Raw genomic sequence first — 14,705 nt, 5'->3', positions numbered from 1 at the left:
ACCGCCGGGCTCACAGCCCGCGCATAGGCTTGCCACAGTAACGGCTCATGCCTGCGCGCATACTTAGGTGTTGTGAGCCAGCCCCCGGCACCCGTCGAGCGTGTCGTGATGCGTCGCGCCGACGGCAACCCGATCCATGTGCTGGTGGTCGACGACGAGACCGTGCTGGCCGAAATGGTGTCGATGGCGCTGCGCTACGAAGGCTGGAACATCGCCACCGCCGGCGACGGTGCCTCGGCACTTGCCGCGGCCCGCGCCCAACGTCCAGACGTCGTCGTCCTCGACATCATGTTGCCGGACATGAGCGGGCTCGACGTGTTACGCAAACTGCGCGAACACCATCCCCACCTTCCGGTGCTGCTGCTCACCGCCAAGGACGCGGTGGAAGACCGCATCGCCGGGCTGACTGCCGGCGGCGACGACTACGTCACCAAACCGTTCAGCTTGGAAGAGGTGGTGCTGAGACTGCGCGCGCTGCTGCGTCGCACCGGGGTGACGACCGTCGACAGCGGCGCCCAGCTGGTCGTCGGCGACTTGGTGCTCGATGAAGACAGCCACGAGGTGACCCGCGCCGGCGAACCGATCTCGTTGACGTCCACCGAGTTCGAGTTGCTGCGGTTCATGATGCGCAACGCCAAGCGGGTGTTGAGCAAAGCGCAGATTCTGGACCGGGTGTGGAGTTACGACTTCGGCGGCCGGTCCAACATCGTCGAGCTCTACATTTCCTACCTGCGTAAGAAGGTCGACAACGGGCGCGAGCCCATGATCCACACGCTGCGTGGCGCGGGCTATGTCCTCAAGCCGGCCGGCTAGCGCTCGTCGAACCTGGTCCCTTCGGGTTCGGTTGTTGGTGGGCCAGGTCATCGTGTTGGCCATCGCGTGCGTCGGGATCGGTGCGGTGACCGAACTGGCCCTGCATCAATATCTGGTAGGCCAGGTCGACCAAGAACTACACAAAGTCGCGCACCGCTCGGCAGACATCTACGGTGCCCCACCACCGCCGCCGCTGCCGCCGCCGTGGCGGCACGACCACCGCCCGATCCACCGCCCTGGGCCGGGCCCGCTGTTCCTCGACGCGCCGGGGCAGCCGGTCGGCATCGTGGCGGCAGTGCTCGACGGCGACACAACGGTCGACGCCGGCTATCTCACCGGCCAGGGTGAGCGGGGAAACTTGACCGACACCGCCAAGATGCAGCTGCGCGATGTCGCTACCAGCCGCCGACCGGTGACTCGTGATCTCGACGGCCTGGGCCGCTACCGGGTCGTCGCCGCGCACGCTCGGCGCGGTGGCAACGTCATCATCACCGGCCTGCCTCTGACAAACGTCGACAACACGCTGCTGCGGGTGCTGCTGATCTTCGGGGTCGTCACCGTGGTTGCGGTCGCCGCCGCAACCACCGCCGGCGTGCTGATCATCCGCCGTGCCCTGGCGCCGCTGAGCCGCGTTGCACAAACCGCCGGGCAAGTGGTCAACCTGCCGCTGGACCGCGGTGAGGTGGCGCTGCCGGTGCGGGTGCCCGAACCAGATGCCAACCCCCACACCGAAGTCGGACGGCTGGGGTTAGCGGTGAACCGGATGCTCGACCATATTGCCACCGCGCTCTCGACCCGGCAGGCCAGCGAAACACGTGTGCGCCAGTTCGTCGCCGACGCAAGCCATGAGCTGCGCACCCCGCTGGCAGCGATCCGCGGCTATGCCGAACTGGCGCAACGCATGCGGCCAAGCGACGGTGACAACGACGCGGTGGCGCACGCCTTGAGCCGGGTGGAATCCGAGACGGAGCGGATGACGTGCTTGGTGGAGGACCTTTTGCTGTTGGCGCGCCTGGACTCTGGCCGACCGCTGGAGCGCGAGCGGGTGGATTTGTCCCGGCTGGCGGTCGACGCCGTCAGCGATGCGCACGTCGCCAGCCCCGATCATCAGTGGAAGCTCGACCTGCCCGCCGAGCCGGTGATCGTCAGCGGCGACGCCGCGCGGCTGCAGCAGGTCCTGGGCAACCTGCTCACGAACGCGCGCGTGCACACCGGGCCGGGCACCGTGGTGACGACCCAGTTGGCCGCCGAGCCCGGGCACGCCGTGCTCAAGGTCATCGACAACGGGCCGGGCATCCCCGAGCAGCTGCAGTCCGAGGTGTTCGAGCGGTTCGCTCGCGGCGACACCTCGCGGTCGCGCAAGGGCGGCAGTACCGGGCTCGGCCTGGCGATCGTATCTGCGGTGATCCGGGCCCACGACGGCACGATCGCCGTGCAAAGCGCGCCCGGCCACACCGAATTCACTGTGCGCCTTCCGTTCACAGCTGACGCATAGCAAGCGCCAATTGGCGCCCCACATCCGGCTCACAAGATCGTCGTATGACGGTCACAACGACACCCGACATAGCCGGCTTCGCCTCGCGCGCCAATGCCGCCCTGCTCGCAGCTCAACGCGGCACGCCGGTGCTCGACGTGGTGGTTCCGGTGTACAACGAGGAAGCCGACCTTGCTGATTCGGTCCGCGGTCTGCACCGCTATCTATCCGAGGAGTTGCCGTTTACGTTCCGGATCACGATCGCCGACAACGCCAGTGCGGACGCCACCCCGGTCATCGCCGAATCACTGGCTGACCAGTTCACCGAAGTGCGGACGGTCCGGCTGGAGCAGCGGGGCCGCGGGCGCGCCCTGCATGCGGTGTGGTCGCAATCCGATGCCCAAGTGCTGGTGTACATGGATGTCGATTTGTCGACGGACCTGGCTGCTCTGGCGCCGCTTGTGGCGCCATTGATTTCCGGGCATTCCGATCTGGCTATCGGGACCCGGCTCGGCCGGGGCTCGCGGGTGGTGCGTGGCATGAAGCGCGAATTGATCTCGCGCTGTTACAACTTGATCTTGCGGTCGACGCTGGCGGCGCGGTTCAGCGATGCCCAGTGCGGGTTCAAGGCGATCCGGTCAGATGTCGCGCGGCACCTGCTGCCGCATGTGGCCGATACCGGTTGGTTCTTCGATACCGAGTTGCTGGTGCTCGCCGAACGCAGCGGACTGCGCATCCATGAGGTGCCGGTGGACTGGGTCGACGATCCCGACAGTCGCGTCGACATCCTCTCCACCGCGCTGGCCGACCTCAAAGGTATCGCCAGGCTGCTCAAAGGCTTTGCCGGCGGGCAGATTCCGGTTCAGGCGATCGGCGCGCAATTCGGCAGCCGGGCGGGTGCACGGCGATCACTGTTGGGTCAAAGCGTGCACTTCGCCACCATCGGGCTTTGCAGCACGCTGGCCTACTTGGTGTTGTTTGTGCTGCTGCGTCATCTGGGCCCGCAGCCCGCGAACCTGATCGCGCTACTGGTAACGGCGGTGGGTAACACCGCCGCGAACCGCCGGTTCACGTTCGGGGTGCGCGGTCGCGCCGGGGTAGCCAGGCATCAAGCCCAGGGGCTGGTGGTGTTCGGCATCGGACTTTTGCTGACCAGCGGTTCACTCGCGGTCTTGCACGGCGTGGCCGACCCGCCCCGGCTGGTCGAGCTCGCCGTATTGGTGCTTGCCAATCTGGCGGCGACCGCGGTGCGGTTCGTACTGTTGCGCGGCTGGGTCTTTCGTCCACGGCGTACAGCCGCGCACACCGCAAAGGCCGGGGAATGACACTCGTGACAGAGGCTGCGCCACAGTCTACTTCGGTGCCAATCAGTCCGGCTGCGCAGCCAGGGTGGGCGCGGCCGGCGCTCTGGGCGCTGTTGGCCGCGACGGCCGCTCTGTATCTGTGGGACTTGGGCAGCGCGGGGTACGCCAACGAGTTCTACGCCGCCGCCGTGCAAGCCGGCACGCAAAGCTGGAAGGCGCTGCTGTTCGGGTCACTGGATCCCGGCAACGCGATCACCGTCGACAAGCCCCCCGCGGCGATGTGGGTGATGGGACTGTCCGGCCGGTTGTTCGGCTTCAACAGCTGGTCGATGCTGGCACCTGAGGCGTTGATGGGGGTCGCTTCGGTGGCGTTGTTGTACGGCGCGGTGCGCCGAACCAGCGGTGTGGGCGCCGGACTGCTCGCCGGAGCCACGCTGGCCCTGACACCAGTGGCGGCCTTGATGTTTCGGTTCAACAACCCCGACGCGCTGCTGGTCCTGCTGCTGGTTGCCGCCGGGTACTGTATCGTGCGCGCCCTCGAGGGGTCACCGAACCGGTGGGTCGCGCTGGCCGGTGTCGCGCTCGGTTTCGCATTCTTGACGAAGCTGCTGCAAGCGCTGCTGGTGGCCCCGGCATTGGCATTAGTGGTCTTGGTGGCCGTATGCGGCAGCCCGTGGTCGCGGCTTCGCGCGGTGCTCATCGGTGCGCTCAGCATGACCGCTACAAGTGGCTGGTTCCTCGCTCTGGTTGGTCTGTGGCCCAAGGATTCTCGACCCTACATCGGCGGTTCCACCGACAACAGCCTGCTGCAGTTGGCCCTCGGCTATAACGGCGTGGGCCGAGTCCTCGGCGGCGACGGCAACCCGGTGGGCGGCCACGGCGGTGGCGGTCCTGGCGGGTCACCGATGTTCGGCGGTGCCGCAGGAGCTACTCGGATGTTTGGGCAGTCGATGGGCACCGAGATTTCCTGGCTGCTGCCCGCGGCGCTCATCGGGTGGGCCGCCGCCCTGTGGTTGGTCCGGAACACACCGCGAACCGATCGGACCCGTGCGGGCCTGTTGCTCTGGGGCGGGTGGCTGCTGGTCACCGGCGGCGTGTTCAGCGTCATGCGCGGCATCATGCACCCCTACTACACGGTGGCGCTGGCCCCCGCCGTCGCGGCGGTGGCGAGTATCGCTGTGCGAGAACTGTGGCAGCGCAGGCGGTCTGCGGCGGCCCGGGCCACGCTAGCTGTCATGGCGGCGGCTACTGGCGGTTGGAATTTCGTTTTGCTCAACCGCACTCCGGAGTGGATGTCCTGGCTGCGCTGGCTGGTGCTGGTCGGTTCGGTCGTGGTGGCGTCGGTGTTGGTGGTCGGCGGCCGGCACCTCCGGCGCTACACGACGACGCTGGCGGCGGCCGGGCTGCTGTTCGGCCTGGCGAGCACCGCCGCCTATACCCTCGAGACGATCCTGGCGCACCACAGCGGCGGCGTGCCCGTCTCGGGCCCTGCGCGGCCTGACCGGGACTTCGGCCCGCCCGGATCCCGACATGGCCGCCAATCGCATCCGGACGACACCGCGCTGAACGCGATGCTGGCTGCCACTGACAACCGCTGGGCCGCGGCAACTGTCGGTTCACACGCCGGGGGTCGTCTTGAACTGAGGACCGGCGCGTCGGTGATGGCGATCGGTGGCTTCAGCGGCGCCGATAACTCGCCCACGCTCACCCAGTTTCAGCAATATGTCGGCTCCCACCAGGTCCGGTACTTCATCGAAGATGACAACACCCCCGGCCCTGGCGGGCCGCGTCGGCACCGTGACGCCTCCAGCGCCGCCGCGCAGATCACGGCCTGGGTGAAATCCCATTACGCCCCGCAGAAGGTCGGCGGCAGCACGGTTTACGACCTTGCCCACTGAATAGCGTGACACGCACCCGCAGAAGGTTTCGGCGGCGCCGAAGCGCCGCCGAAAATTTTGGTCTGCCAATTGAGTTAGGAACAGGTCACATCGATCTCAAAGGGCTTGTTCACCGGCTGCATCGGGTTGGCCATATCGACTCCGGTCGCCGTCCCGCTGATCTTGTAGGTGTTGCCGTCCTTGCTGGCCGTCGCATTGCCCTGCCCAGTGCCGGATGTATAGCCCAGGGTTACGCCGTTGACATTGCCCAGACCCACCGACTTCACCTCGGGTGGGTTGGCGTCAGTGAGAACCGCAGCGATACCGGTCGCTTGCCCGCCGATGGCGATGTTGACGTTGCCGCCCGCGGTGCTGCACACCGTCGTGCCTTGAACGTTCTGGTCCTTGCCGTCAATCGTGACCTTCGCGGTCGAGGCACCAGCCGAACTCTGCGCCGACGCGCTGGATCCCTTTGACGAGGATTCGGTACTGCCCGTCGTCGACTTGTTACTCGAACAGCCTGAGAGGCCTACAATTACGATCGCCGACGCTGCTGCAGCGATTGTCACTGACCGGTTCACCTGCACTCCTTTGTCATTGTGAAAGACCCGTCAACAGCTGGCGGACCGTTCTGGCAGTATGCGGGGTGAATCGACCACAATAGTGAAATTGGCAAAAATTGGATTCTCGGAGAATTGTCTGAGAACTCGCTGAATGCGGAGTAATCCTGCGGGCGGGACGAATCAGTGGCAGCGTCGTATCCGTGGAACAGAAACCTCCGACCGCAGCCATCGAATCTGCGCACCACCAACGACGGCTACCGCTTGATGACACAAGGGATTTCGACGACGCCGACCGGGGATTCATTGCGGCGTTGACGCCCTGTGTTGTCAGGGCCGCCGACGGCCGCATTGTGTGGGACAACGATGCCTATTCCTTTCTCATCGGCGATGCACCGCCATCGGTGCACCCCAGTCTGTGGCGGCAGTCCACGCTGACCGCCAAACAGGGTCTCTACGAGGTGGTCCCGGGTATCTACCAGGTTCGCGGTTTGGACATCTCCAATATCAGCTTTGTCGAGGGCGATTCCGGTGTCATCGTCATCGACCCGCTGGTGTGCACTGAAGTCGCAGCCGCGGCATTGACGTTGTACCGCACCCACCGTGGTGACCGCCGCGTGGTCGCGGTGATCTACACCCACAGTCACGTGGACCACTTTGGCGGGGTGTTAGGCGTCACCTCGCAGGCGGAGGTGGATGACGGGAAGGTCGCGGTGCTGGCGCCGGCAGGGTTCACCGAGCACGCCGTGCAGGAAAACGTCTACGCCGGAACGGCAATGCTGCGGCGAGCCACGTACATGTACGGCACACCGTTGGCCCGCGGGCCGCAGGGCCATGTGGGTTGTGGGCTCGGGCAGGGGCCGTCCACCGGGGAGGTCGCTCTGATCCTCCCGACGATCGATATCCAGTCCACCGGCGAGTCGCATGTCATCGACGGCGTGCAGATCGAATTCCAAATGGCGCCGGGTACCGAAGCCCCCGCCGAGATGCATTTTTACTTTCCTCGATTCGGCGCCTTATGCATGGCCGAGAACGCGACCCATAATTTGCACAACTTGCTGACATTGCGCGGCGCACTGGTCCGTGATCCGCACGCCTGGGCGGGATATCTCACCGAGGCGATCGACGCCTTCGCAGACCGCACGGATGTCGTGTTCGCGTCGCACCATTGGCCAACCTGGGGACGCGATCGGATTCTGGAGTTTATGTCGCTGCAGCGGGACCTGTATGCGTATCTGCATGACCAGACACTGCGGCTGCTCAACCAGGGCCACACCGGTACTGAGATCGCGGAGATGCTCGAATTGCCACCGGCGCTGCAGAATGCGTGGCATACCCACGGCTACTACGGATCGGTCAGCCACAACGTGAAGGCGATATACCAGCGTTACATGGGCTGGTTCGACGGCAATCCCGGCCGGCTGTGGCCCCATCCACCCGAGGCGCTGGCCGCCCGTTACGTCGACGCGATAGGCGGCGTCGGCCCGGTGGTGGAGCTGGCACAGCAGGCCTACGCTGACGGTGATTTCCGGTGGGCTGCAACGTTGCTCGACCACGCGGTGTTCGCCGATGGCACACATGCCGCCGCGCGAACGCTTTACGCTGACACCCTCGAGCAGCTGGCTTACGGCGCCGAGAACGCGACCTGGCGGAATTTCTTTCTGTGCGGTGCCGCCGAGCTGCGGGATGGCAATTTCGGCACGGTCGGCCAAGTCAGCTCGCCGGCCGTGCTTGCCCAGCTTTCTCCGGAGCAGATCTTCGACGTGTTCGCGATCAGCGTCAACGGACCCCGAGCGTGGCAGCTCGATGTCGCGCTGGATGTCTCGTTTGCCGACGTGGGGGCTAACTATCGGGTGACACTGCGCAACGGTGTGCTGGTGCACCGCAAGATTTCCGCCGATGCCGTAACAGCTGACGTGACGGTGCGGCTGGACACCAAGGCGCGGTTACTGGCGGTCACCGCAGGCGATTTCACCTCGCCTGGCCTCGAGGTCTCCGGAGACCAGCAGGTCCTGCAGGCCTTCCTGGGGGTCCTCGATCGGCCCGACCCCGCATTTAACATCGTCACCCCATAGCATCGACGTCGATCACCACCTTGCCGATCGCCTTGCGGTCAGCGACATGCCGTAACGCCGCCGGCGTATCGGCCAACGCGAAGCGCGCACCGATGTAAGGCCGGACCCGGCCGTCGGCGAACAGCTGCTCGAGTTCCCGCATGTCGCGCTGCGCCTCGTTGGGGTGATCGGCACTGAACGTGCGAATCTCCATGCCACGGATCGTGATTCCCTTGAGCAGAACGAGGTTCAGCGGGATGGCGGGAATCGCTCCGGCGGCATAGCCGAGCGTGACGAACACCCCGCCGCGGGCCAGACCGCGCAGCGCCGGCTCGGAATACGCTCCGCCAACCGGGTCGATGACCACCCGGGCGCCACCCCCGGTGATGTCGCGGATCCGGGTTTTCACGTCCTCGTCGTCGTAGTCGATTGTCGCCTCGGCGCCGCGTTGTCGGCACAGGTCGAGCTTTTCCGGCGTCGACGCCGCGGCCAACACGCGGGCGTCCAGGGCGACTGCCAAGTCGAGGGCCGCCGAGCCGACACCGCCCGCGGCGCCGAGCACGACGACCCAATCTCCGTCCGTGACAGCGGCAACCGAGCGTAGCGCGTGGTACGCGGTGCGGTAGGTGACGCCGAATGCCGCGGCGGCGGCGTAGTCGGCACCGTCAGGTATCGGCGACACCGACTCGGCTCGAAGCAGGGCCTGCTCGGCGAAGGCACCCACAAACGTCGTACCGACCACCCGGTCGCCGGGGGCCAAGCTGACACCGTCACCAACGGCGAGCACGACGCCGGCCAGCTCACTGCCGGGCGTGAACGGCACGGGAATCTGGACCTGGTATTTACCGCCGATCAGCAGCACATCTGGAAAGTTAACCGCCGCCGCCCGCACCGCCACCACCAACTCGCCTGGTCCCGGCGTCGGGTCGGGAAGCTCCTCGAGCGCCAGATCTTCCGGCTGACCGTATCGCCGGCAGAGCACCGCCCGCATCAGACGCCCAACCCACGCAGACAAAACCGCACCAAATGCGCCACATCGTCGGCGTCCGGCCGCTCGGCCGAATCCAGGTAGCGGCGCATGGTTGTCGCGGTGCAGTAGAACACGGCGTCGGCATCGCGCTGAACGTCTCTGCTGCCCAACGCCGCAACGGGTTCGGTCAGCAGGTCACGCATCGGACGCATGATCTCCTCGGTCGCATTGCTGCCGGCCGACATCTGCCCAGCGGCAGCCCGGCTCATGCTGATCAGATGCGGGTCGGCGACCTGGGCGAGCGCACCTTCGATCCAGCGTGCGATCTTGCCGTCCGGGGTGGGCGCCTTGGCCATCTGATGCTGAAGGTAGGAGACCACGATGGCTACGCCGCGTTCCATGACCGCCAGGATGAGATCGTCCTTACCGGCGAAGTATCGGTAGAACGCCTTGTTCGACGACCCGGCCTCAGCCACGATGTCGCTGACCCGCGGTGGCTCGGGCGCCGCGTGTTCCATCACTCGCACGGCCGCCGCCAGAATCCGTTCCACCTCCTCGGTGGCCTCACGCTGTCGATCATCGAGCGCACGCCCGACGGCCGCGGCGACTCGGCTGCTCATCTCGAATCAGGCAGTGCCGGAACACGATCGATGAGATCGCCGTACTTAGTGCGGGCGGCTTCGGCCCGCTTGTCCAGCATTTCGCTGGGCCATTCCGCATCTTCGGCGTCGTAGTTCTTCAGCAGCATCCGGGCCAGGTTGACCTTGTGCGCTTCGGTGGGGCCGTCGGCCAAACCGAGTGCCACCCCGCCGAGCAGCACCGTGGTCAACGGCAGCTGATCAGTCAAGCCGAGCGCCCCGTGCACCTGGATCGCGCGCAACCCGATCGATTTCAGCACTTGCGAGGCCAGGATCTTGCACACCCCGATCTCGGTGCGAGCCGCATGCTCGCCGGCCGTGTCGATCAGCCAGGCGGCGTGCAGCACCGTGAGCCGAAACGGTATCAGCTCGGCGAAGGAGTCGGCGATAAACGCTTGCACCAGCTGCTTGTCGGCCAGTGAACTACCTTGGGTGAAGCGGCTTTTCGCGCGACGCGCCATCATGTCGATGGCGCGTTGGGCCACTCCGATCGAGCGCATCGCGTGGTGCAGGCGGCCACCGGCCAGCCTGGTCTGCAGAATCAGGAAGCCTTGGCCGGGCTCGCCGAGCAAGGCCTCCGACGGCACCCGCACGTCGTCGTAGCGCACCAGCGAATGCCCTGGCTCATGCGGCAGCGCGCCGGTCAGATGGTGGGTTGCTTCGACAACGAGACCGGGTGTGCCCGCGGGGATCAAGAACGTCGACGCGCCGCGATGCACCGGGACGTCGGGGTCGCTGATCGCCACCACGATGAAGAACGAGGCCACTGAAGCGTTGGAGGAGAAGTACTTCCGTCCGGTGATCACCCAATCGTCGCCGTCGCGGACGGCGCGGGTGGTGAAGACTCGCGGGTCGGCACCGCCCTGCGGCTCGGTCATCGAAAAGCAAGAGAAGATCTCGCCCGACAGCAAGCCGGCAAGGTAGCGGTCCTTCTGCTCCTGGGTGCCGAACCGCGCCAGAATTTCGGCGTTGCCGGTGTCGGGTGCTTGGGTTCCGAACACGATCGGCGCCCACGGGCTGCGGCCCAGGATCTCGTTGATCAGGGTCAGCTTGACCGCCCCGAAGCCCTGTCCGCCGAGCTCGGGCCCCAGGTGCGGTGCCCACAGCCCTTGGTCGCGCACCTGCTGTTTGAGCGGGTCGACGATACGGCGACGCTCGTCGCTCAGCGGCAGGAACTCGCAGCCCGGAAAAAGGACCTCGAGCGGTTCGACCTCCTCGCGGACGAACTCGCGGATCCAGTCGAGCTTCCTCTCGAACTCCGGCTCAGTGGAGAAATCCCATGCCATGTCGAACCTCCTCGATTCAGCGGCGCCGATCGCGCTACGGGATCCCGCCATCGGCCCGCAGAATCGAGCCGGTGGTGAAGCTGGACGCGTCGGAGGCCAGAAATAGTGCGGCCCCGACGATTTCGGCCGGGTTGCCGGCGCGCTGCAGCGACAGGTGCTCGAAGGGGTTGGTCGTCGCCTGCTCCAAATTCCACGCCTTGCTGACGTCGGTCAAAAACGGGCCTGCCATCAATGTGTTGACTCGTACCGCCGGCCCGAACGCTTTGGCCAGCGCCTCGGTCATCGCATTGAGGCCGGCCTTGGCGGCCGCGTACGGGATGATGTCGGGAGTCGGGCGCAGTGAGCCGGCGGTGCTGATGTTGATGATCGAACCGCGGCCGGCGGCCACCATCCGTTCGCCCACCAACGCCGAGAGCCGGAATGGGCCCTTGAGGTTGAGGTTGACCACCGCGTCGAACAGCTTCTCGGTGACGTCGGTGAGCTTGTCGTAGACCGGCGACATGCCGGCGTTGTTGACCAATGTGTCGACCTTGCCGAACCGGTCGTAGACGGCATCGACAAGGCCGTCGAGTTGATCCCATCGTCCGATGTGGACTTGGTAGGGCATTGCCGCGCGACCGGTTTCGTTTTCGATGGCCGCCGCGGTGGCCGTGCAGTTGTCGAAGTTGCGGCTGGCAATCACGACGTCAGCACCGCAGCGCGCGGCGCCGAATGCCATCTCACGCCCCAAGCCCCGACTCCCACCGGTGACCAAGACCACCTGACCGGATAAATCGAAAAGCTGGTCGGCGTAACCCATGTCACCCCTTCGTCGAGAGCGAGCGGGACAGCTCTGCGGCGGTGGCGATCAACTGCGGGACCATCGCGCCCATCGCGGCACCCACCTTCGGATCGACTTTGTCAGATTTCACCGAGGCAGCGTAGGTCTTTTCCAGCACGATGCCGAGCTTCCAGTTGGCCAACACCAGGTAGTAGTCGATGTTCTGCGTCGAGAGTCCGCTGACATTCTCGTAATGCTGGAGCAATTCACTGCGAGTGGGCATGCCGGCCATGTCGACGTAGAACCCGTCGGAGCGCGGATGTTCGCCGTCATAACCCAGCAGGCACCAGGCCAGATCCAGCAGCGGGTCGCCGACCGTAGTCATTTCCCAATCGACAATGGCGGCCAGGCGAGCCGGGGTGCCGTGGGCGAACATCACGTTGGCAAATTGGTAGTCGCCGTGCATGATTCCGGGCGTGTACTGGGCTGGCCGGTGGCGACGCAACCAGTCAGCAGCCTCGTGTAGGCCGGGAAGGTCACGCACCCGATAGGCGTCGAGAAACGCCAGCCACCGGTCCACCTGCCGTTCATGGAATCCGTCCGGACGACCGAAGCCGTCCAGCCCCTGCGCCCGCCAATCCACCCGGCCGAGTTTCGCGGCGCCGTCGACGAGTTCAAATGCCAGGCCGCGTCGCGCCGACAAGTCGGTATCGAACGGCGCCGGCCATCCGCCGTCCATCGGGCTCCACCCGTCGATCGCGCGCATGACGTAAAAGGGCATGCCGAGCTGATCGCCGGCATCGTCGGCGGCGATCAGCTCGGCATGTGGCACATCGGTGCCGGACAGCGCCCGCACCAGCCGGATCTCACGCAGCAGGCCGTCGATCCGGGCAGCGTCGGCTCGGGGTCCGGGCATGCGCAGCACCATGCGCTCTTCCCCACGCGCGACCAGATAGAGCGTGTTTTGGGAGCCACCAGACAACCGCTCCAGCACCGGCTTCTCGCCGCTGCCCGGCGCGCCCTTCGCGTCCAACCAACGGCCCAGAACGTCAACGTCTGGCTGCTCGCCGCCACTGACCTGCATCACCGGTACACCTCACTCTCTGCTTGGAGAATAGCATTCTCCGGCTGGCTGCCGGTTGCCGCAGGCGACATGCAAGGCTGGGACGATGCAATTACTGCTGGTCCGGCATGCCTTGCCACTTCGTAGTGAGCCGGGCCAGGGCTCCGACCCAGACTTGTCTGATGACGGCGTGGCGCAGGCCGCACGCCTGCCCGAGGCGTTGGCGAGGTTTCCGATCTCGCGCATCGTCAGCAGCCCGCAGCGTCGCGCCATTCAAACCGCCGACCCCGTCGCGGCGGCCCGCGCCTTGACCGTCGAGGTCGACGAACGATTCGCCGAGTACGACCGCGACCTGCCCGTCTACATCCCCATCGAACAAATCCGCGAGGAGAATCCGCAGGAGTGGGCCCGGATGGCGCAGGGGCACCTACCCAGCTCGGTCGACGAGGACGGTTTTCGTGCTCGGGTCCGTGCCGCCGTCGACGACGTGGTTTCCGCCAGCGACCCGGACGACACCGTGGCGGTGTTCAGTCACGGCGGCGTGATCAACGTACTGCTACACGAGATCCTGGGCACCCAGCGGCTGTTGTCGTTTCCGATCGACTACGCGTCGGTGACCCGACTGCTGTTCTCCCGGTCGGGACAGGCCACCGTCGCTGGGGTCAACGGCACCGAGCACGTGTGGGATCTGTTGCCCCGCAACCAACGGCTGTAGGCCGGTCAGCGTCTGCTGGCGTGCTTCTTTGCCGCGCGCCGCAACTGGTAGATCCGCGCCGTACCGGCCAGCACCGTAATCAGACCGCCGCACACTGCGGCTAACAGGATGGCGACGCCCAGCGGCAGACTCCAGTGCCAGCCGAGGAATTGAAATTGTGCTGATTCGGTGTTCTGGGTGATGAAGATCAGCAGCACGATGAGAATCAAGAACCCGACGGTCAACGCGCTCCAGATGGCGCCGGCGCGGGTGAACATCACCGGCGAATCCGGCCGTTCGGTCGCGGCCTCAGGCTGCGCTGCAGGCACCGGATGTGGCTGATCGGGCGATACGGACGGATCGCTGCTCATATTGCCATCTTGCCCTTTCGGGTCCCGAACAAAACCACATCCGGAAAACCCGTCGATGAGCAGCGATCAACGCGGCGTGGCGTTATCGCCGGCTCGAGCAAGTTGACCAGGCTGCAAAACCTGGCCGGCCGTCGCCTACGGTGTACCGGTGAGCCCAGCCCCATCGGATACGACGCCGAGCCCTTGGCCGGCGATCTTGACATGGCGCTCCCCCGATTGCGCTCGGATGGAGTCGGCGCGAGTGCAGTTGTCCGGCAACCGGATCAAGGCCAACGGCCGCATCGTGGCTGCCGCCGCCGACAGCCACCCCGGGTTCAGCGCCTACTACGACCTGCAGACCGACGAGACCGGCGCCACCAAACGGTTCGGGTTGACCGTGACATTGGCCGAGCGGGAACGCCAGCTCTCCGTCGCCCGCGACGAGGAGAACATGTGGCTGGTGACCGACCAGCGTGGTGAGTCCCGTGCCGCATTCGACGGCGCCCTGGACATCGACGTGGTCTTCAGCCCGTTTTTCAACACGCTGCCAATCCGCCGCCGTGGCTTACAAGAGCGGCCCGACTCGGTGACGGTGCCCGTCATCTATGTGAGCTTGCCCGAGATGTCGCTCACGTCGGCCGTCGTCAGTTACAGCAGTGCCGGCACCGCAAGCCCAGACAGCGTCAAAGTGCACTCGCCGGTGTCGGACGTCACCGTCACCATCGACTCCGACGGCTTCATCGTGGACTATCCAGGCTTGGCAGAGCGGATCTGATCACCCCGCCCGCCGCCGAGCAGTTCCATGAACCGGTCGACGGCCGGCAACACTTGATCAGCGTTGGCTTCACACATGGCCCGCACC

The 14,705-nt window shown here is 65.9% G+C and carries 14 protein-coding genes; 7 read left to right on the top strand and 7 right to left on the bottom strand.

Annotated elements, in window-relative coordinates; translation table 11 throughout:
* Positions 1-108: 108 nt before the first annotated feature.
* Genes A5707_RS17660 through A5707_RS17645 form a run of 4 tightly spaced genes read left to right on the top strand, consistent with a single transcriptional unit; the run spans position 109 to position 5,489 of the window.
* Positions 109-813, top strand: coding sequence for a response regulator transcription factor (locus A5707_RS17660; protein ID WP_065015770.1), 705 nt, complete (start codon positions 109-111; stop codon positions 811-813).
* Positions 791-2,308, top strand: coding sequence for a sensor histidine kinase (locus A5707_RS17655; RefSeq protein WP_065015771.1), 1,518 nt, complete (start codon positions 791-793; stop codon positions 2,306-2,308). The genes A5707_RS17660 and A5707_RS17655 overlap by 23 nt, the downstream gene beginning before the upstream one ends.
* A gap of 44 nt (positions 2,309-2,352) precedes the next feature.
* Positions 2,353-3,612, top strand: coding sequence for a bifunctional glycosyltransferase family 2/GtrA family protein (locus A5707_RS17650; protein WP_065015743.1), 1,260 nt, complete (start codon positions 2,353-2,355; stop codon positions 3,610-3,612).
* Positions 3,609-5,489, top strand: a complete 1,881-nt coding sequence (locus tag A5707_RS17645) for an ArnT family glycosyltransferase (RefSeq protein WP_065015742.1) — start codon at positions 3,609-3,611, stop codon at positions 5,487-5,489. Before A5707_RS17650 ends, A5707_RS17645 begins: the two co-directional genes overlap by 4 nt.
* A gap of 74 nt (positions 5,490-5,563) precedes the next feature.
* Here the strand turns inward: A5707_RS17645 and A5707_RS17640 are convergent, their stop codons facing one another.
* Positions 5,564-6,049 (bottom strand): lipoprotein LpqH, encoded by a 486-nt coding sequence (locus tag A5707_RS17640; protein ID WP_065015769.1) that lies wholly within the window; start codon positions 6,047-6,049, stop codon positions 5,564-5,566.
* 182 nt (positions 6,050-6,231) lie between these two features.
* Between A5707_RS17640 and A5707_RS17635 the strand changes: the two genes are divergently transcribed.
* Positions 6,232-8,103, top strand: coding sequence for an alkyl/aryl-sulfatase (locus A5707_RS17635; RefSeq protein ID WP_065015741.1), 1,872 nt, complete (start codon positions 6,232-6,234; stop codon positions 8,101-8,103).
* Here A5707_RS17635 and A5707_RS17630 read toward each other — a convergent pair.
* From A5707_RS17630 to A5707_RS17610, 5 genes are read right to left on the bottom strand one after another with little or no spacing between them, the layout of a single operon-like run.
* Entirely contained in the window at positions 8,093-9,073 is a 981-nt protein-coding gene (locus A5707_RS17630; RefSeq protein ID WP_065015740.1) for an NADPH:quinone oxidoreductase family protein, read from the bottom strand. The genes A5707_RS17635 and A5707_RS17630 overlap by 11 nt on opposite strands.
* Positions 9,073-9,672, bottom strand: coding sequence for a TetR/AcrR family transcriptional regulator (locus tag A5707_RS17625; protein ID WP_065015739.1), 600 nt, complete (start codon positions 9,670-9,672; stop codon positions 9,073-9,075). Before A5707_RS17625 ends, A5707_RS17630 begins: the two co-directional genes overlap by 1 nt.
* A complete protein-coding gene (locus A5707_RS17620) occupies positions 9,669-10,976 on the bottom strand; it encodes an acyl-CoA dehydrogenase family protein (RefSeq protein ID WP_065015738.1) in 1,308 nt (435 codons plus the stop codon). The genes A5707_RS17625 and A5707_RS17620 overlap by 4 nt, the downstream gene beginning before the upstream one ends.
* Before the next feature lie 34 nt (positions 10,977-11,010).
* Complete coding sequence (locus A5707_RS17615) at positions 11,011-11,775, bottom strand: SDR family NAD(P)-dependent oxidoreductase (protein ID WP_065015737.1); 765 nt, start codon at positions 11,773-11,775, stop codon at positions 11,011-11,013.
* Between the two features lies 1 nt (position 11,776).
* Positions 11,777-12,820 (bottom strand): phosphotransferase family protein, encoded by a 1,044-nt coding sequence (locus A5707_RS17610; RefSeq protein ID WP_065015736.1) that lies wholly within the window; start codon positions 12,818-12,820, stop codon positions 11,777-11,779.
* 85 nt (positions 12,821-12,905) lie between these two features.
* Between A5707_RS17610 and A5707_RS17605 the strand changes: the two genes are divergently transcribed.
* Entirely contained in the window at positions 12,906-13,514 is a 609-nt protein-coding gene (locus A5707_RS17605; protein ID WP_065015735.1) for a histidine phosphatase family protein, read from the top strand.
* A gap of 5 nt (positions 13,515-13,519) precedes the next feature.
* Here the strand turns inward: A5707_RS17605 and A5707_RS17600 are convergent, their stop codons facing one another.
* The gene (locus tag A5707_RS17600; RefSeq protein ID WP_065015734.1) at positions 13,520-13,864 is read right to left on the bottom strand and encodes a LapA family protein; all 345 of its coding nucleotides are present in this window, start codon (positions 13,862-13,864) and stop codon (positions 13,520-13,522) included.
* Positions 13,865-14,012: 148 nt separating this feature from the next.
* Between A5707_RS17600 and A5707_RS17595 the strand changes: the two genes are divergently transcribed.
* Complete coding sequence (locus tag A5707_RS17595; RefSeq protein ID WP_065015733.1) at positions 14,013-14,618, top strand: putative glycolipid-binding domain-containing protein; 606 nt, start codon at positions 14,013-14,015, stop codon at positions 14,616-14,618.
* Positions 14,619-14,705 lie beyond the last annotated feature (87 nt).

This window comes from Mycobacterium kyorinense (assembly GCF_001672775.1).
Taxonomy (GTDB): domain Bacteria; phylum Actinomycetota; class Actinomycetes; order Mycobacteriales; family Mycobacteriaceae; genus Mycobacterium; species Mycobacterium kyorinense_A.
Note: the sequence above shows the minus strand (reverse complement) of the source record. Positions and strands in the feature narration are given on the sequence as shown.

What these genes read in the sequence shown, in the direction of transcription:
- A5707_RS17630 (WP_065015740.1), bottom strand. Translation starts at nt 9,073, where the DNA reads ATGCGGGCGGTGCTCTGCCGGCGATACGGTCAGCCGGAAGATCTGGCG.
- A5707_RS17620 (WP_065015738.1), bottom strand. Translation starts at nt 10,976, where the DNA reads ATGGCATGGGATTTCTCCACTGAGCCGGAGTTCGAGAGGAAGCTCGAC.
- A5707_RS17615 (WP_065015737.1), bottom strand. Translation starts at nt 11,775, where the DNA reads ATGGGTTACGCCGACCAGCTTTTCGATTTATCCGGTCAGGTGGTCTTG.
- A5707_RS17610 (WP_065015736.1), bottom strand. Translation starts at nt 12,820, where the DNA reads ATGCAGGTCAGTGGCGGCGAGCAGCCAGACGTTGACGTTCTGGGCCGT.
- A5707_RS17660 (WP_065015770.1), top strand. Translation starts at nt 109, where the DNA reads ATGCGTCGCGCCGACGGCAACCCGATCCATGTGCTGGTGGTCGACGAC.
- A5707_RS17605 (WP_065015735.1), top strand. Translation starts at nt 12,906, where the DNA reads ATGCAATTACTGCTGGTCCGGCATGCCTTGCCACTTCGTAGTGAGCCG.
- A5707_RS17600 (WP_065015734.1), bottom strand. Translation starts at nt 13,864, where the DNA reads ATGAGCAGCGATCCGTCCGTATCGCCCGATCAGCCACATCCGGTGCCT.
- A5707_RS17650 (WP_065015743.1), top strand. Translation starts at nt 2,353, where the DNA reads ATGACGGTCACAACGACACCCGACATAGCCGGCTTCGCCTCGCGCGCC.
- A5707_RS17655 (WP_065015771.1), top strand. Translation starts at nt 791, where the DNA reads ATGTCCTCAAGCCGGCCGGCTAGCGCTCGTCGAACCTGGTCCCTTCGG.
- A5707_RS17625 (WP_065015739.1), bottom strand. Translation starts at nt 9,672, where the DNA reads ATGAGCAGCCGAGTCGCCGCGGCCGTCGGGCGTGCGCTCGATGATCGA.
- A5707_RS17645 (WP_065015742.1), top strand. Translation starts at nt 3,609, where the DNA reads ATGACACTCGTGACAGAGGCTGCGCCACAGTCTACTTCGGTGCCAATC.